Annotated in this window: 22 protein-coding genes and 1 pseudogene; 17 read left to right on the forward strand and 6 right to left on the reverse strand. The window is 61.4% G+C overall.

From position 1 onward, the window contains the following. Positions 1-12: 12 nt before the first annotated feature. The gene (locus AU465_RS25280) at positions 13-903 is read right to left on the reverse strand and encodes a LysR family transcriptional regulator (protein ID WP_192254349.1); all 891 of its coding nucleotides are present in this window, start codon (positions 901-903) and stop codon (positions 13-15) included. Positions 904-1,110: 207 nt separating this feature from the next. On the opposite strand from AU465_RS25280, the gene AU465_RS25285 reads away from it, so the two are divergent. Both AU465_RS25285 and AU465_RS25290 read left to right on the forward strand, forming a co-directional pair. Next, complete coding sequence (locus AU465_RS25285) at positions 1,111-2,046, forward strand: DMT family transporter (protein ID WP_192254351.1); 936 nt, start codon at positions 1,111-1,113, stop codon at positions 2,044-2,046. A 25-nt stretch (positions 2,047-2,071) separates the two neighbouring features. Then, positions 2,072-2,794 (forward strand): haloacid dehalogenase type II, encoded by a 723-nt coding sequence (locus AU465_RS25290; protein ID WP_192254353.1) that lies wholly within the window; start codon positions 2,072-2,074, stop codon positions 2,792-2,794. A 158-nt stretch (positions 2,795-2,952) separates the two neighbouring features. Here the strand turns inward: AU465_RS25290 and AU465_RS36750 are convergent. Both AU465_RS36750 and ftsZ read right to left on the reverse strand, forming a co-directional pair. Then, positions 2,953-3,205, reverse strand: a pseudogene (locus AU465_RS36750) (NYN domain-containing protein); the annotation flags it as partial. 15 nt (positions 3,206-3,220) lie between these two features. Next, positions 3,221-4,213 (reverse strand): cell division protein FtsZ, encoded by a 993-nt coding sequence (gene ftsZ, locus AU465_RS25295; protein WP_192254355.1) that lies wholly within the window; start codon positions 4,211-4,213, stop codon positions 3,221-3,223. A gap of 388 nt (positions 4,214-4,601) precedes the next feature. On the opposite strand from ftsZ, the gene AU465_RS25300 reads away from it, so the two are divergent. Both AU465_RS25300 and AU465_RS25305 read left to right on the forward strand, forming a co-directional pair. Beyond that, a complete protein-coding gene (locus AU465_RS25300; RefSeq protein WP_192254357.1) occupies positions 4,602-4,949 on the forward strand; it encodes a hypothetical protein in 348 nt (115 codons plus the stop codon). 131 nt (positions 4,950-5,080) lie between these two features. Beyond that, positions 5,081-5,263 carry a hypothetical protein gene (locus AU465_RS25305; RefSeq protein ID WP_192254359.1) on the forward strand — a complete coding sequence of 61 codons (183 nt, stop codon included), beginning with the start codon at positions 5,081-5,083 and terminating at the stop codon, positions 5,261-5,263. Between the two features lie 239 nt (positions 5,264-5,502). On the opposite strand, the gene AU465_RS25310 is transcribed toward AU465_RS25305, so the two are convergent. The 3 genes from AU465_RS25310 to AU465_RS25320 form a co-directional block, all read right to left on the reverse strand. After that, positions 5,503-5,727 carry a hypothetical protein gene (locus AU465_RS25310; protein ID WP_246506385.1) on the reverse strand — a complete coding sequence of 75 codons (225 nt, stop codon included), beginning with the start codon at positions 5,725-5,727 and terminating at the stop codon, positions 5,503-5,505. Positions 5,728-5,793: 66 nt separating this feature from the next. Next, a complete protein-coding gene (locus tag AU465_RS25315; protein WP_192254361.1) occupies positions 5,794-5,985 on the reverse strand; it encodes a hypothetical protein in 192 nt (63 codons plus the stop codon). A gap of 44 nt (positions 5,986-6,029) precedes the next feature. Beyond that, positions 6,030-6,245, reverse strand: coding sequence for a hypothetical protein (locus tag AU465_RS25320; RefSeq protein WP_192254363.1), 216 nt, complete (start codon positions 6,243-6,245; stop codon positions 6,030-6,032). Between the two features lie 573 nt (positions 6,246-6,818). On the opposite strand from AU465_RS25320, the gene AU465_RS25325 reads away from it, so the two are divergent. The 13 genes from AU465_RS25325 (at position 6,819) to AU465_RS25385 (ending at position 15,745) form a co-directional block, all read left to right on the forward strand. After that, the gene (locus AU465_RS25325; protein ID WP_192254365.1) at positions 6,819-7,082 is read left to right on the forward strand and encodes a hypothetical protein; all 264 of its coding nucleotides are present in this window, start codon (positions 6,819-6,821) and stop codon (positions 7,080-7,082) included. Next, positions 7,079-7,441 carry a hypothetical protein gene (locus tag AU465_RS25330; protein WP_192254367.1) on the forward strand — a complete coding sequence of 121 codons (363 nt, stop codon included), beginning with the start codon at positions 7,079-7,081 and terminating at the stop codon, positions 7,439-7,441. The genes AU465_RS25325 and AU465_RS25330 overlap by 4 nt, the downstream gene beginning before the upstream one ends. A gap of 97 nt (positions 7,442-7,538) precedes the next feature. Next, a complete protein-coding gene (locus AU465_RS25335; protein ID WP_376774898.1) occupies positions 7,539-7,784 on the forward strand; it encodes a hypothetical protein in 246 nt (81 codons plus the stop codon). Beyond that, complete coding sequence (locus AU465_RS25340) at positions 7,781-8,083, forward strand: hypothetical protein (RefSeq protein WP_192254369.1); 303 nt, start codon at positions 7,781-7,783, stop codon at positions 8,081-8,083. The genes AU465_RS25335 and AU465_RS25340 overlap by 4 nt, the downstream gene beginning before the upstream one ends. After that, positions 8,080-8,355, forward strand: coding sequence for a DUF1488 family protein (locus AU465_RS25345; RefSeq protein ID WP_192254371.1), 276 nt, complete (start codon positions 8,080-8,082; stop codon positions 8,353-8,355). Before AU465_RS25340 ends, AU465_RS25345 begins: the two co-directional genes overlap by 4 nt. A gap of 11 nt (positions 8,356-8,366) precedes the next feature. Beyond that, positions 8,367-9,185 (forward strand): transglutaminase-like domain-containing protein, encoded by an 819-nt coding sequence (locus AU465_RS25350; RefSeq protein ID WP_192254373.1) that lies wholly within the window; start codon positions 8,367-8,369, stop codon positions 9,183-9,185. Between the two features lie 254 nt (positions 9,186-9,439). Next, a complete protein-coding gene (locus AU465_RS25355; protein ID WP_192254374.1) occupies positions 9,440-9,871 on the forward strand; it encodes a hypothetical protein in 432 nt (143 codons plus the stop codon). 342 nt (positions 9,872-10,213) lie between these two features. Next, entirely contained in the window at positions 10,214-11,092 is an 879-nt protein-coding gene (locus AU465_RS25360) for an ABC transporter permease (RefSeq protein ID WP_192254375.1), read from the forward strand. Between the two features lie 14 nt (positions 11,093-11,106). Next, a complete protein-coding gene (locus tag AU465_RS25365; RefSeq protein WP_192254377.1) occupies positions 11,107-11,949 on the forward strand; it encodes an ABC transporter permease in 843 nt (280 codons plus the stop codon). After that, the gene (locus AU465_RS25370) at positions 11,946-13,088 is read left to right on the forward strand and encodes an extracellular solute-binding protein (RefSeq protein ID WP_192254379.1); all 1,143 of its coding nucleotides are present in this window, start codon (positions 11,946-11,948) and stop codon (positions 13,086-13,088) included. The genes AU465_RS25365 and AU465_RS25370 overlap by 4 nt, the downstream gene beginning before the upstream one ends. Continuing rightward, a complete protein-coding gene (locus AU465_RS25375) occupies positions 13,081-14,250 on the forward strand; it encodes an ABC transporter ATP-binding protein (protein WP_312891311.1) in 1,170 nt (389 codons plus the stop codon). Before AU465_RS25370 ends, AU465_RS25375 begins: the two co-directional genes overlap by 8 nt. Positions 14,251-15,137: 887 nt before the next feature. After that, positions 15,138-15,479: a hypothetical protein gene (locus tag AU465_RS25380; protein ID WP_192254382.1), complete on the forward strand. Its 342-nt coding sequence runs from the start codon at positions 15,138-15,140 to the stop codon at positions 15,477-15,479. Then, positions 15,476-15,745, forward strand: a complete 270-nt coding sequence (locus AU465_RS25385) for a hypothetical protein (protein WP_192254384.1) — start codon at positions 15,476-15,478, stop codon at positions 15,743-15,745. Before AU465_RS25380 ends, AU465_RS25385 begins: the two co-directional genes overlap by 4 nt. Positions 15,746-15,924: the final 179 nt, after the last annotated feature.

The following is a 15,924-nucleotide window of genomic DNA, read 5'->3' on the forward strand; positions in this document are numbered from 1 at the left end:
AACGTGACGCGCTCAGACGGCGATTTGGAGCGCGCCGTAACGTTTTACTTCAGCTTCGATTTCCCTGACCAAGGTCTCCAGCGCGGGATTTCGAGTGTTGCGCGCGCGCCGGACCACATAAGCCAGATCCGGAGGCTTGGGAAAGTCCTTGTCGACAATCTCCATACCGGCTTGCAGGTGCCGCTGGCTCAAGAGCGCGACGCCGAGCCCCGCGGTCACGCCGGCGATGATGCCGGCTGCGCTGGAGCATTCGAACACGGTCTCGAACACCGTCCCTTCGTCCTGCCCAAGATCGAGGCCCCAGCGCCGATAGAAACAGTCCTCATCGAAGGAGAGGAACGGGATCGGCTTGTCCTTCGACAGGACAAGGTCGGGAGATTTCACCCAGTGCAGCGTTTCGCGGAACAGGACGATATCGGCGGGGCGGACCTCGTGCTGGAACACCTGGACGATGGCGGCATCGAGCGCTCCCTGGCCGAGCTGCTCCTGCAAGACGAGGCTCATGCGCACTTGCGTGCGGACGCTCACCTCGGGGTAGAGCCGGCGAAACCGGCCAAGAATGCGTGAGAGGTCCGTGCAGGTCGTATCCTCGGTCATTCCCAGCGCGATCTTGCCTTGCAGTGTGCTTTTCGAGAGGCTCAGGATCGCTTCGTCATGGATTCCCAGGATGCGCCGCGCGTAGCCGAGGAGATCGAGCCCGGCAGTGGTGAACATCGGCGCATTTGCCTTCCGGCTGAGGATTTCGCAGTCGAGGCTCGCTTCCAGTCTCCTCACCTTGTGGCTGACAGCCGATTGTGACAGGCCCAGAACCTCGGCGGCACGCGTGACGCCGCCATGCTTCTCGATCGCGACCAGTGCCCGCAGGGCGTCGACATCCAGGCGGCGGCTCATCAATCCAGCCATGACAATCCTTGTTCGGAACCAAAGCAACGCGCCAAGCTGTGACGCAGAACCGGCTTTCAGGCAAAGGAATATGTCATCCTACATGGCCATTTCATGAGCGTATCGAAATTTGTCATGTGCAACGACGCCTGCGTGCCGACATAAGTCTGCGCCGAACATTGCCCGTGGTCCGCTTCCGGAACATGGACTCGCCTGAAAAAGACAGCCATGACGCTCTCGCAGAACCAGACCCATCCCCTCATTTGGCCGATCGTTGCGGCGGCCCTGGTCGTAAGCTGGAGCTCCGGCTTCGTCGGCATCCGCTACGCCAGCGAGAACGCCGATGTCATGCTGGTCCTGTTCTGGCGGACCTTGTTGTCCGGATTGATCCTTCTGCCATTTGCTCTCCTGATCGGGCCGCGCATCGGCGCCCGCGGCCTGATCCGGCAGATGATGTTCGGTGTGGCGACGATGTTCCTCTATCTGGGCGGGTTCGCTTTAGCCATCGGCCAGCGCGTGCCGACCGGCCTTGTCGCGCTCATCTCCGATCTCGTCCCTCTCGCCATCGCAGCGCTGTCGCAGCCAGTTCTGGGCCACGGGTTGACCGGAAGGCAATGGAGCGGAACGGCTCTGGGGGTGACGGGCGTGCTCATCGTCTCGCTGGACAGCCTGAGCCTCGGGACGGCGCCGGTCTGGGCATATGCCCTCACCGTCGCTTCCATGCTGGTCTTCGCCCTTGCTACCGTGGTGCAGAAGCGCATAGGCACAATCAACATGCCCATCCATCAGAGCCTGTGCATTCAATGCCTGACGGCAGCGATCCTCTTTGCCCTCTGCGCCAAGTGGAATGGCGGGCTGACTCCGCCCCTCGATGGCCGTTTCCAGTTCGGCATCGCCTGGCTGGTGCTGTTTTCGACCTTCCTTTGCTATGCCGTCTATTACATGAGCCTGCGCCACTATAGCGCCGCGCAGGTCAGCAGCGCGGTCTATCTCAGTCCGCCGGTGACAATGCTCTGGGCATGGCTGATCTTCGGCGAGCCGCTGTCGACGGCGATGTTCATCGGCCTGGCGGTGACATTGTTCGGTGTCTGGCTGGCGTCGTCACGCGGCGCGGTATCGAACGCCAAGCCAGATCTGGGCTCAGTCGAGCAGCCTATCGGGTAATCATGGACATCAAGGAGGACACCCCATGAAGCTGACAGATTTCAAAGCCCTGACCTTCGACTGCTACGGCACGCTGATTGATTGGGAATCCGGCATGATCGACGGCCTGAAGCCGCTGACCGCGCGGGTTGGTCGTCATTTGAGCCGCAACGAGATACTGGAGGCGCACGCTCGGCACGAATCCAGTCAGCAGAAATGGACTCCGCAAAAGCGCTACCGCGACCTTCTGGCGATCGTCTACAAGCGGCTTGCCGAGGAATGGGGCGTCGTCGTCACTCCAGAGGAATGCATCGCCTACGGCGAAAGCGTGAAGGACTGGCCGGCCTTTGCCGACTCCGCGAAAGCCCTGCAATATCTCAAGCAGCACTACAAGCTGATCATCCTCTCCAATGTCGACAACAAAAGCTTTTCGTTCAGCAACAAGAAGCTCGGCGTGGATTTCGATGCGATCTACACGGCGGAAGATATCGGCTCCTACAAGCCTTCCGAACGGAACTTCGACTATATGCTCGAAAAGCTCGGGACCATCGGCGTCGCGAAAGGACAGATCCTGCATACGGCCGAAAGCATGTTCCATGATCACGTTCCGGCCAGCCGCCTGGGTCTCAAATCGTGCTGGATCTATCGCCGGCACGCCGACCAGGGCTTCGGCGCCACGATGCACCCCGGCGACATGCCGACCGTGGATTTCCGCTTCGACAGCATGGCCGACCTCGTGAAGGCGCACGCGCAAGAATTGCGTGCCTGATACCTGAGCGAGGCGCTGCTGCTCGGCAGAAAGCCGAGCAGCTTTATCCGGGACGCCGGTCGAGGTGTTCATTGAGCCGGCGGCCGGACTCCTTCGAATATCCAGCGCGGCCGATGGTGGATTCTTTTGCGCGGGCGTTTGCGGAAAGGTAGCGGTTGGAGAAGGTCCATCGCATCGGTGACGAAGGTGAAGTCGGAGGCGTTCTTGTCTGCCGTGTAGGCGAACTGCTGCTGCGGTATGATTGCATGTTTCGAAAGCACATCGCCTCAGGCTTTCAAGCGTCAGTCGCGATGTACGCTGGCCGCGCCAACCTCGGCGGTCTCCTCCAACAGCCCAGCGGCGATCTTGGTCGAGGGCATTGTCGGCATCGATGAGAACGGCAAGACGCGGCGAGCGGGGCTCGGACGGCATCGCGCAAGCTTTCCTTCAGGCTAGTCTCTGCTCGAACTCGACCACCTGTACCTTGTGCCGCAGTCCGGTCGCAACGACGGAGACCCTGAACCTTCCTTCCAGAGCCGCATCGAATATGGCGCCCACGATGATATCGGCATCGGCATCGACTTCCTCGCGGATGCGTGTTGCTGCCTCATCGACCTCGAACAGCGTCATATCGGGCCCACCGGAAATAGAAACGAGGACGCCTCTGGCGCCCCCCATCGATGCCTCGTCAAGAAGCGGGTTTGCGATCGCTGCTTCAGCGGCTGCCTTCGCCCGCCCCTCACCTGAGGATTCCCCGGTACCCATCATCGCCCGGCCCATGCCACGCATCACCGAGCGCACATCGGCGAAGTCGAGATTGATCAGACCCTCCTTGACGATGAGGTCAGTGATGCAGCCGACGCCCGCATAGAGGACGCGATCGGCCATGGCAAAGGCGTCCGCGAAGCTGGTTTTGGCATCGGCGATCCTGAAGAGATTCTGGTTCGGAATGACAATCACGGTATCGGCGCATTCGCGCAGCCGCTCTATACCCTCCTCGGCCGCCTGCATCCGGCGTCTGCCCTCGAAGACGAACGGTTTGGTGACGACGGCGACGGTCAGAATGCCGGCTTGGCGGGCGGCATGCGCAATAACGGGAGCGGCGCCTGTTCCCGTCCCACCGCCCATGCCGGCGGTCACGAAACACATATGGGTTCCGGCAAGGTGGTCCATGATTTCGCCGATCGATTCCTCGGCCGCCGCATGACCGACGTCCGGCACCGAGCCGGCTCCCAGGCCTTCGGTCACGCTGGCGCCGAGTTGGATCAGCCGGGAAGCCTTCGACATGGCAAGCGCCTGGGCGTCGGTATTGGCCACAATGAACTCCGCACCCTGCAGGTTCTGGGCAATCATGTTGTTAACGGCGTTTCCACCGCCGCCGCCGACACCGATCACGGCGATCCTGGGCTTCAGCTCGACAATGTTCGGGGTAGCGGTCATGCTATCCTCCATCTGGACGCGCGTAATGCCAGCCTTTGCACGAAAGCAAGGAGCAAACGAATCAAAGCAACTCCGCCTTCGGCAGAGGATCAGACGGGAGTCGCGATCGCAAGCGCCTGACCGCCACACCGCAGATTCTGGTGCGAGCGTTCATCGCGCAGTGTCATCTTCAGGCTGTTCTGCTCTTCGCCATCGGATCGAGCGCAGCAGCCCAGCCTGGGCTAGTCGCGCTCTCTGTTCCGCGACCCAATGTGCGGCGCCGTGATGCCCACGTCTGCCTCCTCCGTATGTTCTCCCGATTTATTACACGTCGGTATGTAAGCGTGATACAACGCTGCTACTCGTGCGCAATCATGTGCACCCGTCTGACAACGATCGGACACCTATCATGAAAACCCCTGAATGGGTGACACCGGCCGGCTACGGCGCGGTCGGAGGAGCTTTGGCGCTCGCGATCATCGGCTTCACTGCAGGCGGATGGAGGACCGACGGCACGGCGAGAGAAATGGCAGAAAATGCCAGTGTCGATGCTGTCGTCGCCGCCATGACTCCTTATTGCGTCGCGCAATCCAAGACCGCCCCGAACTCAGCGCAGGTTTTGGCGGCGCTGAAAGCGGCAAGCAGCTATGATCGCAGAGAGATCATTGAAAAGGCAGGATGGGCTACACCCCTTGGAGCGAGCAGCCCCAACAGAGAACTGGCCATTTCCTGCAACTCAGCAATCGCCGCGAACTAAAGCGACCGAAGCGAACGTTGTTCACTGACGGCGAGCGAATGGCGCGGTACGGGTAGCTCTAACCTCTTATCAGGATGTAGCCGGCGCCCGAAAACCGGGCGCCGGCATCAACTACCGAAGGGAGCGTCGTGATGGTCTACACGGTAAGTTGGTACGGGAAACAGGGCATCGTTGAAAAGACGCCCTTCGACACCGAGAAAGCGGCACGAGACCACGCGCTGGCGACCTTCCCAGATCGAAAGTCCGGCATCGTGGCGGTCGAAGTACGCAAAGACGACGGCACGGTTGTGTTCAGTCAAGCAGGAGCCAGCTAAACTAAGGCGTTGGATGCTGTCTTTCAAAAGATGCTCGGTACCGGATATGCGGGTCCGCTGCGGGCGTGGCTGGATCTATTTTCGTTGGTAAGACATACGTCTTTGCCATGACTGGCGCGGTCAGGCGGCGTTCTGGACGACCACCGTCTCGCCGATGACAGGATTAGAAGCCCGCGCCGTCGATCTTGCCTTCGGTTCCCGACTGAAGCGTCGCTTCCGACCCTCAGCGGACGATGAGTTCAAATCAGGCGATTGCGTTCCGATAGTTGACGTGCCCGCCGTAGAGTGCCGTCGGTGTCGGCGATCTTGCGCCTTGCTGCTTCGTCGCTTCTGATCGTCAGCCGTGCCGACATGATTTTTGATGGCTTGGCAATCGCCTCGATTACGATGGGCGGAGCATCCGGTGTTTTCATGAATCTCATAGCTATTATCCTTTCAGGTGAAATGCCGGCAGCGGCAGCCATTCGTCATCCGCCTTCTGCACATGACTAGGCCAGCAGAGCTGAACCGCAATAACGGCATTGCCGGAATCAGGATTCGCGGCCCGTTTCTTCCCGCCGCTTGGCGTCCTGAATGTTCAATTCGATTACCGTCTTTTCCGCACGGCGCGTCTTGATCCCCACCATGAGCTTCTGCTCGAGCTCGGCGGGCTGGCCGGTGAAGACGTCGAAAACGGTCCAGCTGTTCGGACGGTCCATCCGAAGCGCGTAGCGATTTGCCATGCTCGCATCCTTCTCGTTTGCGCCCACCGAGGAATGCTGTCGGTTCAGGGCTTCATGATGACAAATGCCGACGCCAGCACAGCGACAATCCACAGCGCCACATAGACCCTCAAGGCGAGTGGCCCATGTGAAGAAAGCGCCGCCCGCACGCGCGTCGCTACGTTCTCCATGCCCTTCGATCTGGCCGGCTCCGCCGCGACAGCGGCCCGCGCCTTGGCGCCAAACTTGCCGAAAGCGCGAGGCGGCGCCGGTTCATGCATGCAGACGACCTCGAATGTCCGGGCAATGCCAGGAGCCGCGTGCGGCACGCTGGATGACACGACTATGGAGGGGCCGGATTTTCAAGAGCTTCTTTCTTCTGTCGGCCTGGGTGACCAGACCCCTCTATAGACTGCTTGGCCTGCGATAGATAGGAGCGCCAAAATTATTTGCCCAGTCGGCAAAAATATCGGGCGGAGTATACCAGAGTCGAAAAATATCATAACGGGCTGAAGAGAACTTCAGTCGCTTTTTTAGGCGCCGAGTTTGGATTTCTATTTAACCAAGAAAAATAAAACGCCGACGCCACCTTGTTCGCAGCGCAATTGGGGCGCATATATAAAATTCGTTGATTTGGTCGAGGTGGCTTTTGTCATATTGAGGCCTTGCCATCCGCATCCGAATTTTCGATAGCGAATGCATTGCGCCGCTCCCGGCGCGGCATCTCGCTTAGTTCGAACCCTGAAATGATGCCAGCGTTGACCACGGATGTACTGGCAGCACGGGACATCGTTTCGGCGGTTCGGCTGGAATTGGAGCGGAAGGCGCGTGCGCGCTTCCGCGGAAAGCCGCAAATGACCACTCGCACCACACCGACCGTCGTTCGCTTCAACTCGGCGTTTTTGCTGCCGGGCATCGATACGCCGCAGCCGCCCGGAGAATATCGCGTCGATCTCGACGAGGAGTCTCTCGAAGGGGCTTCCCGCACCGCATGGCGCCGCGTGGCAACGTTCATTCACCTGCCGGCGATCTCCGCGAAAGGATTCACGCAGCAAATGGTGCCGATCGAACCGGCCTCGCTCGAGGCCGCGCTCGACAAGGACCGGAGACGATCATGACGACCCTCATGCAACGCAATGCACGCCCGATCCAGCATGGAGCCCCGGCACGCCTTTTCGATGTTGGACAGGCGGTCCGGCTGAAGGGCAGCTTTGGTGGGGCTTCTAAGGTCGGCGAAATCTACCGGATCACCGGCACGCTGCCTCCGAAGGGAAACTCGCCGCAATACCGCATTCGCAGCGAAGGCGAACCGCATGAACGGGTGGTGACCGAGGACAATTTGGAACTGGTCGACACGTTGTTGCCCGGCGACGACGCAGCGCTCATCGAAAGGACGTTCGGACATGGCCAAGGGACAGAAACGCTCGAACCGCGAGATCAGGAAGCCGAAGCAGGAAAAGGTTCCGGCCAAGCCTGAGAGCTCGTTTGGCAGCCAGATCAAGGGCGCTGTCGGCATCAACGCCCAAGGCAAGAGCAAGGGCTGACGGCGTGACGCCTGGGCACGATGGGCTCGGATGGCGATGAAGATCGTGATCGAATTCTATCGCACGCGAGCTGTCGACGATGCACACGCCGTCGTCGGCCGCGAGACAGCGCTGGCGGCCGGCCTCGACGACGCCATCGAGATCGCGCGGCTTCTGGCAAGGACGCTGAACATGCCGCAATGGCCGGATGCCGTGGCCATCGCCGATGCCGACGGCGCAATGATCTATTCAGGCGTCATCGCCGCGCAGGCGAACAAGGAGAGGCCGACATCATGAACGCAACCAACGCCGCGGCACTTCGGGTATGGGAAAACGAAGGTGGGGCGCCGGGCCGCGACTTCAGGGATCATCAATATGGCCGCCGCGTCGAAGCCGATCGTTCCTGGACCGTCTATCACGTCTTCACCGGCAATCCGGCGCATGTGGATGGCGCCTTCATGATCGGCCTGAACCGTTCGGACGCGACGAAGAGCATGCTGTCCCTAAATCTTCGCAACAGCGAGCGCCGGAAGGAGCGGACCGCCGCGCGATCGTTCGCTACTTGCGCTCCCGAAACACCGGCAGGCCAGTCATGACGCTCGCCTTTCCAAACCCCAGCCGCAGCTTCGATGAAACACGCAACGCCGTCTGCTTCATCGGCCATGACGGCATGTTCAAGATCCGCTTCTTCGTCGAGGCCGAAGCGCTGGCGAGATCCGGCATCGCCCTGGGCGGGAAAGGGAGTGCCGAGACGACATATCTGTCGGCATTCGACGCCTTGCGGACCTCCATCCAGGATGTTGCCAGCAAGGCCTATGCCCGCGATCGCCGCGAGTCCTACACTCTGACCACCGCCGATTTCCGGTAGTCTGCGCCCGGATGCTGATCCGCTACGGCTACGAGATCACCCTGACCTGCCAGCTGCCGACCGCGCTGGTCTGCTTGCTCTCGGTCCACGAGGATCGCGCCGCCGACATGAGGGTGCCCGAAACCCTGTGCACCACGCCCGATGTTCCGACAACGACCTATCACGATCTGTTCGGCAACCGCTGCCGCCGCCTTGTTGCGCCGGCGGGCGACCTGACGATGTGGGGCGACGCCACGATCGAAGACGACGGCAAGACCGACAGGCAACTGCCCGACGCCCGCGAAATCGCGGTGCCCGATTTGCCGGACGATTGCCTGGTCTACCTCCTGGGCAGCCGCTATTGCGAAACCGATCGTCTCAGCCAGGCGGCGTGGGACATGTTCGGCGCCGTCGCGCCGGGCTGGCGTCGCGTGCAGGCGATCTGTGACTTCGTCCATGGCCACATTCAGTTTGATTACATGCAGGCGAGGTCGACGCGGACCGCCTTCGAAGCCTACCAGGAGCGCATCGGCGTCTGCCGCGATTTTGCCCATCTGGCACTCACGCTCTGCCGCTGTCTCAACATTCCAGCGCGTTACGTCAACGGGCACCTGGGCGACATCGGCGTCCCAATTGTCGACCCCATGGACTTCAGTGCCTGGATCGAGGTCTTCCTTGAGGGCGCATGGCATACGTTCGACCCGCGCAACAACACACCCAGGATCGGCAGGATCGTTGTCGCGCGTGGCCGTGACGCCGCCGACGTTCCGCTCATCAACTCCTTCGGTCCACATGTGCTCAAGGGGTTTCGGGTCTGGACATACGAGGTGACGGGGCTGCTCGTGCATTAGCCGGTTCCCAAACGTGGGCTTCCCGTCCGCCGTTGCCGGCCGCCAAGAGCGTCCTCCAAAAATCGGTCAGCGATCGATGCAGAAGCGCTGTAGCTAGACTCCCCATCCACCTTGTTTCTTGGCGGGCTTCTCGCAGCCGGATACGGTCGCGAGCCTTGGAACAAAAGACGTGCGAGACTGTTCAGCTATAGCTTTTGACACGACGCTGACGTGCCCGGCCGGTTGGGCATGTGGCGCTCTTGAGGAGTCTCATCATGTCCAGATTTCGTTCAATCGCGGTTGCCCTCATAGCGGCCGCGGGTGTTAGCCTTGCCAGCACAGCACACGCCGACAGCGGCACGATCCGCTTTTCCGTCTACAAGGCGGCCTTCTTCATCGGTGGCTCTGGTGGCGCGGGCACGCTGACCTTCCATGGTCGCCACTATCCCATCTCGATCGGCGGCATCTCGGGCGGCCTCGCCTTCGGCGCCTCCAAGACCTATTTCAAAGGCACCGTGCGCCACATTCGCCGCGCCCGCGACGTGACGGGGGTGTATGGCGCAGCGGGCGGTGGCGGCGCGCTCGGCAGAGGGGCCCAGGTGATCGTCATGACCAATGACAAGGGCGCCGAACTCCAGCTCACAGGCCGGCAGGTAGGCCTGCAGGTCAACGCCGATCTCAGCGGCATGACCATTGGGCTGAAATAAGGGCCGCCGCACCGTTCGTCATTCCTTCGTCCTGTGCTTCAAGCGCTAAGGCCGGGTTTCTTGCAAGGATAAGAAGCGCGCTGGGTTCAGTTACAGCGCGCTGACTACCTGCAGCGCCGCCCCGCAGCCGGCTGCGGCCGGTTTCGAGTGCAGCTTATGCGTCATCCATATTGAGGCCACGGCCGAGTAAAGGGCGCGGCGGCTTCGTCCAACTTGGCATGGTGGCCAACGCGCCGATATCTCTGGCTCAATCACCGCCTGTAGACATCGCGGTGCCAATCACCCAATCTGACCCATGGGAACAAAAAGCGCTTCGAAGAAGGCGCGGACCTTCGGGTGTGCATGAAAAATCGATGGACCTTGTATGATCCACGGCTGGCCTGGATGCTGATCGCGCCGGTGCTGTTGCTGCTGATCTTCTTCCTGGTGCTGCCGATCGCCGTGATGGCGGTCTATACATTCTTCACCTTCGTCACCGCCGGCGTGGAAACCAGCGCGCTGACCGCCGCCAACTGGCACGAATTCCTCACCGACAGCTACTATCACGGCTTCCTGTTGAAGACGCTGAGAGTCGGGGCGATGACGGCGCTGCTTTGCGGCGTGCTCGGCTATTTTCCGGCCTATTTCATCTGGGCGACAAGCTTCAAGCACAAGTGGCTGCTCCTGCTTCTGCTCATCGTGCCGTTCTGGATCAGCTTCACCATCCGCACCTTTTCCTGGATCAACATCCTCGGCGAACAGGGCGTGATCAACGTAGCGCTCATAAAGATGGGCATCATCAGCGAACCGCTGCCGATGCTCTACACCGAGGGCGCGGTGATCATGGGGCTGCTGCACTTCCTGCTGCCCTATATGATCCTCAACGTCTATGTGAGCCTCGAGAGCATCGACCGCACGCTGATTTCGGCGGCGCGTTCGATGGGCTGCACCAGCGCGCAGGCGTTCCGCGAGGTCACGCTGCCGCTTTCGCTGCCTGGGCTGGCGGCAGGCCTGCTGCTCTGTTTCGTGCTGGCAGCCGGCAGCTATGTGACGCCGCAGCTTCTGGGTTCGGGGCGCGACGCGCTGTTCGGCAATCTGATCTACGACACGATCATGAGCGAGCTGAACTGGCCGATGGGGGCCACGCTTTCCATCGTGCTGTTCGTCGTGCTCGGCTTCTTCGCCGCCATCTACACCCGCTACATGGGCATGTCGCAGATCGTCAAAGGACTTGGAGGATGACGGGGATTGGGCGGATGAAAGCGTCGCGGCCGAACAAGGAAGGCAAATGGGCCTGGCGGCTCACCGGCTTCGTCACGCTCTGCGTCTATATCTTCATGTTCGCGCCGATCGCGGCGACCGTCATTTTGTCGTTCAACGCCTCGATGTTCGGCGGCTTCCCGATGACAGGCTTTTCCCTGCAATGGTACGGCAAACTGATGGCCAACGAGGCGGTCCTGGCCGCCTTCCGCACGTCGCTGTGGATCGCCTTGGTCACCGCGGTCGCCACCACCGCCATCGGCGTCGTCACGTCGTTCGCGCTGGTGCGCTTCGACTTCCCCGGCAAGCAGATGCTGAGCACGCTGGTGATCCTGCCGGCGCTGGTGCCGGAAACCATTTTGGGCGTCGGCTTGCTGGTGCTGATCAAGGCGGTCGACCAGCCGAGGACGCTGCTTCTCCTGGTGCTTGGCCACATCCTGCTCGCCGTGCCCTATGTGGTGCTGATCACCCAGGCGCGCATGGTCGGCATCCGGCGCGTCTATGAGGAGGCCGCACTTTCGCTTGGCGCCTCGCGCTTCTCGTCCTTCCGCGAGATCACGCTGCCGCTGCTCATCCCGGCTGTCGTTGCGGGCGCGCTGCTTGCCTTCACCATCTCGTTCGACAACACCTCGGCCAGCCTGTTCTGGCGGCCGGCCGGCGTCGAGACCATGCCGACGCAAATCCTCTCGATGCTGAAGATCTCGATCAGTCCGGAGATCAACGCGCTCGGCACGGTCATGATCCTGGTGACCGTCGGCATCCCACTGATCGGCGGCCTGATCATGCAAAGCCTGACCAGATTGAAAAGACGAGGCGAACCAAAGGAGGAAGCACGATGAAACTGACCACCACCAAGCGGCTGGAACGGCTGCACGACCGCTACGCCAACGGCGATTTGAGCCGCCGCACTTTCCTGAGCCTGACCGCCGCCGCCGCGGCCTCGGCGGGCCTCTCCATGCCGTGGATGAGCCGCGCGCTCGCCGCGGTCGAACAGGTTCGCTTCGACGGCTGGGGCGGCACGGTGCAGGACGCGATCGACAAATACGCCTTCCAGCCCTACACGGCCAAGACCAAGATCAAGGTGGTCCAGGGCACGTTCGGCGACGAGAACGAGATCATCACTAAGATCAAGACGGCGAAGCCCGGCGACTTCCAGATCGTGCATTCGTCCGGCGTCAACTACTACATCAAATACATCAATGCAGGGATGAACTCGGAGATCAACGAGGCCAACATTCCCAACATGGCGAATGTGCTGCAGCCGATGATCGAGCCGTTCCGCAAGCTGACGCCAAAACTCTCGGCCGTGCCCTACGATTACGGCACCACCGGCATCGCCTACAACACCAAGGTGATCTCGCCGGAGGAAGCGAAGGAGAAAGGCGCCGGCCTGCTGCTCGACAAGAAATATGCCGGCAAGGTCGGCGGCTATGCCGACATGACGACGCGCGTCTGGTACGCGGCTCTGGCCACCGGGCAGGATCCCAACAACATCAAGGACATGGACACGATCTGGGTCAAGGTGCGCGAGACGCGCGACCTCGCCAAGAAGTTCTGGAGCTCCGGCGCGGAGCTGATGGACCTGCTCTCCAAGGGCGAGATCGTGGTGACCGATGCCTGGTCGGGCCGCGTCGCTGCCTTGCAGGACCAGGGCCATCCGATCGGCTATCTCGATCCGGCAGGCTCCTATGCCTGGATGGAGGACATGCTGATCCTGAAAGGCTCGCCGATGGCCGAATGCGAGGAGCTGATCAACTTCATGCTCGATCCGGCGACCTCGATCGCCGTGGCCGAGGGCCAGAGCTATCCGCCGTCGCTCGATCCGACCAAGGTCAAGCTCACCGAGAAGATCGAGAAGCTGCCGGCTTTCGACAAGACGGGCTCGATGAAGGCGTTGACCTTCGCCGATCCGGTCTATTGGGCGACCAACGAAGATGCCTGGACCAAGCAGTGGGACAGGATCGCGAAAGGTGCCTGACAGGAGCGAAGTGTCACTCAGCCCCCGGCCGGCCTCGGCCGGGGCACCCTCCCCCGCCGCCGGCGGATCTGCCTCTGAGGCGGAGAAGCCGGCGGTCGAGTTCCGCGACATCGACATCGCTTACGGCAAATTCGTCGCGGTGCGCGATTTCTCGCTCTCGATCCGCAAGGGCAGCTTCGTCACGCTGCTCGGGCCGTCGGGCTGCGGCAAGACGACGATCCTGCGCTCCATCGCCGGGCTGGTCGACATTTCGGGCGGCCAGATCATGATCGACGGACGGCGGGTCGATGACGTGCCGATCTACAAGCGCAACATCGGGCTGGTGTTCCAGAGCTACGCGCTGTTCCCGCATAAGACCGTGTTCGACAATGTCGCCTTCGGCCTGAAGTACCGCAACGTGCCGAAGCCTGAGATCGCGCGCAGGGTTGGCCAGGCGCTCGACATGGTGCGGCTGCCGGGCAGCGAGAAGAAACTGCCCTCGCAATTGTCGGGCGGGCAGCAGCAGCGCATCGCGCTTGCGCGGGCCATCGTGTTCGAGCCGCAGGTGCTGCTGCTCGACGAGCCGCTGTCGGCGCTCGACGCCAACATGCGCGAGGAGATGCGCGTCGAGATCAAGAAGATCCAGAAGGCAACGGGCATCACCGCCATCTTCGTGACGCACGATCAGGAAGAAGCGCTTTCCATGTCGGACCGCATCGTAGTGATGAACGCCGGCTCGGTGGAGCAGATCGGCACGCCGGAAGAGGTCTACGAGACGCCTGCCACCGCCTTCGTCGCCGATTTCCTCGGCAAGGCCAACATGCTTGCCGGCACCGTCAGCAAATCCGACGGAACGACGGCGGTTACGCTTGCCGCCGGCCAGACGGTCAATGTGACGCCGCCGCGGCCGCTTGCGTCCGGCAGTAAGGTCACCGTCGTGGTCCGGCCGCAGAAGCTGTCGATCGGTGCCATGGCGGGTGCCAACCGGTTGTCCGGCCGCGTCGTCTCGACCTCCTATCTCGGCGGCAGCGCCATCTACGAGATCGACATCGGCGGCAAGACGAACGTGCGGGCCAACGCGCCGATCAACGGCCATGTCGTTCGTGAAGGCGAAACCATCGAGGTCGGGTTCGATCCGGGCGGTTGCGTCCTACTCGACGAGAGCGGGCAGCGGATTTCGTAAGATCCCCTCGCTGCTCCTCCACGAGCGATCGGTTCGCCTCGCCTCCGGGCAAGCACCGTCGGCGAGCTGGCCCGAGTCTGAGGCAAGTGTCACCACGGCGACCGATCAATGCCTCGCTTTCAGAAATCGGGCTTCTCGCAGAAGCGAATGGCGGTCGTGCCCGACCTCCTTTATCAGTTTGCAGGCTTCGGCCTCCGAGATACCTGCCTTTTCTTTCAACAGAGCGACCAACTGCTTGTCATCAGCTCGGACTTGGGAACCGTCTCCGACATGTTCTCTCATATGCCGATCCTCCTGGACCAAAACCGAGAGGGTACGCTGAACGTTTCATCAAATGTCAGTGTCTGAACTCAGAATCCTGCCGGTTACTGCCATCAGGGCCAATGACAGGCGGAACGATTTTCGACGTTTGCGCTTTCTGGGTGCATGGCTGCGATACCGCCGATCGAACCTCCCTTGCTTTCTGAAGGTAGCCCCGATCGCGCCCTCAACTGCGAGGTCGCCCTCGAGCCCGCATTTCAGGCGTTGGTGAAGGCCTCCATTCTTAAAGGCTGGTCGGCGCAGGAAGTCGCGGAAACGCTACTCAAGCTTGCAACAGAACATGCAGAGACGATTGTGGGGCGGCAGAGAGTGGCCGCGCGATTATACCGTTGGCGCGTCAGCAGCCTGGTAGATATGTACGTTAGCCAATTCCTTGGCAGATTTAGGTGAATGGCCGGCCGAGCAGGCGGCCAAATGTGCGCCGTCAAAGGCGCTCCGCCGGCGCCTCAGAAACAATTCAGAAACATTCCAGAAAAAATCCAGAAATCATTGAGGCGTAGAATTGACCGCAGAGGGTCGGTCATCGGCTGCAGCACTGCAGCACTTGTTCGGATTGGCGACAAGCGATGCAAAGGTTCTCGATCAGGTTGATGGGCGCGTTGCTCGGCATTTCGCTCGTCACCGGCCCGGTGGAAGCCGGCGAGGCTAAGGTTGCCACGACCCGGACCGAGCGCTGCGCCAATCTCAGCCGCCAAGTTGACAAAGCCCTCGAAACCCATGCCGCGTCAACGCAGGTCACCGCGGCGAAGGCACTGCAAAGAAAGGGAGACCGGTTCTGCGCCACCAAGAAGCAGGCGCAGGGGATCCGGGCGTTCGCGAGCGCTCTGAAGCTGCTTGGCGTGACACCGATCGATCCCGATGCAGTGACACCCAAAACCGACCTGCATAGCAAGGAGAAAAAACCATGAAAAAGTCCCTTCTCTCCGCCCTTGGCCTCGCTGTTGCGCTGGCCTTCTCGATGCCGGCTCTCGGCAACGCCGCCGCCACCAAGACGACCGCTCCGGCCGCCTCCACCGATACGACCATGGCAGCCGCGCCGGCTACAACCACCGCTCGGAAGCCGCACAAGAAGGTCTGCAAAGTAACCAAGACGCACAAGTGCCCGGTCAGGCACAAGAAACATACTGCGAAGGCTGCGGCGGCCACCAAAGCAGCGCCTAAGACAAGCTACTAACCCTACCGCATTACGAGAAGGCCGTTCCATCCGCATTCACTTGGGGCGGCCTTTTCGTCGCGGCTGACGTGGAGCGGCGCAGCGGTCCAGGCTCTTTCAGGCCGATACAAGCTCGGCGCCGGCGCCCCAGTGACGTTGCCCCCAGTTTCTATCCAGCTTTGAGTTCGTTTCCGGCGTGG

This window comes from Mesorhizobium silamurunense, assembly GCF_014843905.1.
GTDB lineage: Bacteria > Pseudomonadota > Alphaproteobacteria > Rhizobiales > Rhizobiaceae > Mesorhizobium > Mesorhizobium silamurunense.

Excerpts from the sequence above, each read along its gene's own strand:
- AU465_RS25280 (WP_192254349.1), bottom strand. The coding sequence starts at position 903 with ATGGCTGGATTGATGAGCCGCCGCCTGGATGTCGACGCCCTGCGGGCA.
- AU465_RS25285 (WP_192254351.1), top strand. The coding sequence starts at position 1,111 with ATGACGCTCTCGCAGAACCAGACCCATCCCCTCATTTGGCCGATCGTT.
- AU465_RS25290 (WP_192254353.1), top strand. The coding sequence starts at position 2,072 with ATGAAGCTGACAGATTTCAAAGCCCTGACCTTCGACTGCTACGGCACG.
- ftsZ (WP_192254355.1), bottom strand. The coding sequence starts at position 4,213 with ATGACCGCTACCCCGAACATTGTCGAGCTGAAGCCCAGGATCGCCGTG.
- AU465_RS25300 (WP_192254357.1), top strand. The coding sequence starts at position 4,602 with ATGAAAACCCCTGAATGGGTGACACCGGCCGGCTACGGCGCGGTCGGA.
- AU465_RS25305 (WP_192254359.1), top strand. The coding sequence starts at position 5,081 with ATGGTCTACACGGTAAGTTGGTACGGGAAACAGGGCATCGTTGAAAAG.
- AU465_RS25310 (WP_246506385.1), bottom strand. The coding sequence starts at position 5,727 with ATGGCTGCCGCTGCCGGCATTTCACCTGAAAGGATAATAGCTATGAGA.
- AU465_RS25315 (WP_192254361.1), bottom strand. The coding sequence starts at position 5,985 with ATGGCAAATCGCTACGCGCTTCGGATGGACCGTCCGAACAGCTGGACC.
- AU465_RS25320 (WP_192254363.1), bottom strand. The coding sequence starts at position 6,245 with ATGCATGAACCGGCGCCGCCTCGCGCTTTCGGCAAGTTTGGCGCCAAG.
- AU465_RS25325 (WP_192254365.1), top strand. The coding sequence starts at position 6,819 with ATGACCACTCGCACCACACCGACCGTCGTTCGCTTCAACTCGGCGTTT.
- AU465_RS25330 (WP_192254367.1), top strand. The coding sequence starts at position 7,079 with ATGACGACCCTCATGCAACGCAATGCACGCCCGATCCAGCATGGAGCC.
- AU465_RS25335 (WP_376774898.1), top strand. The coding sequence starts at position 7,539 with ATGGCGATGAAGATCGTGATCGAATTCTATCGCACGCGAGCTGTCGAC.
- AU465_RS25340 (WP_192254369.1), top strand. The coding sequence starts at position 7,781 with ATGAACGCAACCAACGCCGCGGCACTTCGGGTATGGGAAAACGAAGGT.
- AU465_RS25345 (WP_192254371.1), top strand. The coding sequence starts at position 8,080 with ATGACGCTCGCCTTTCCAAACCCCAGCCGCAGCTTCGATGAAACACGC.
- AU465_RS25350 (WP_192254373.1), top strand. The coding sequence starts at position 8,367 with ATGCTGATCCGCTACGGCTACGAGATCACCCTGACCTGCCAGCTGCCG.
- AU465_RS25355 (WP_192254374.1), top strand. The coding sequence starts at position 9,440 with ATGTCCAGATTTCGTTCAATCGCGGTTGCCCTCATAGCGGCCGCGGGT.
- AU465_RS25360 (WP_192254375.1), top strand. The coding sequence starts at position 10,214 with ATGAAAAATCGATGGACCTTGTATGATCCACGGCTGGCCTGGATGCTG.
- AU465_RS25365 (WP_192254377.1), top strand. The coding sequence starts at position 11,107 with ATGAAAGCGTCGCGGCCGAACAAGGAAGGCAAATGGGCCTGGCGGCTC.
- AU465_RS25370 (WP_192254379.1), top strand. The coding sequence starts at position 11,946 with ATGAAACTGACCACCACCAAGCGGCTGGAACGGCTGCACGACCGCTAC.
- AU465_RS25380 (WP_192254382.1), top strand. The coding sequence starts at position 15,138 with ATGCAAAGGTTCTCGATCAGGTTGATGGGCGCGTTGCTCGGCATTTCG.
- AU465_RS25385 (WP_192254384.1), top strand. The coding sequence starts at position 15,476 with ATGAAAAAGTCCCTTCTCTCCGCCCTTGGCCTCGCTGTTGCGCTGGCC.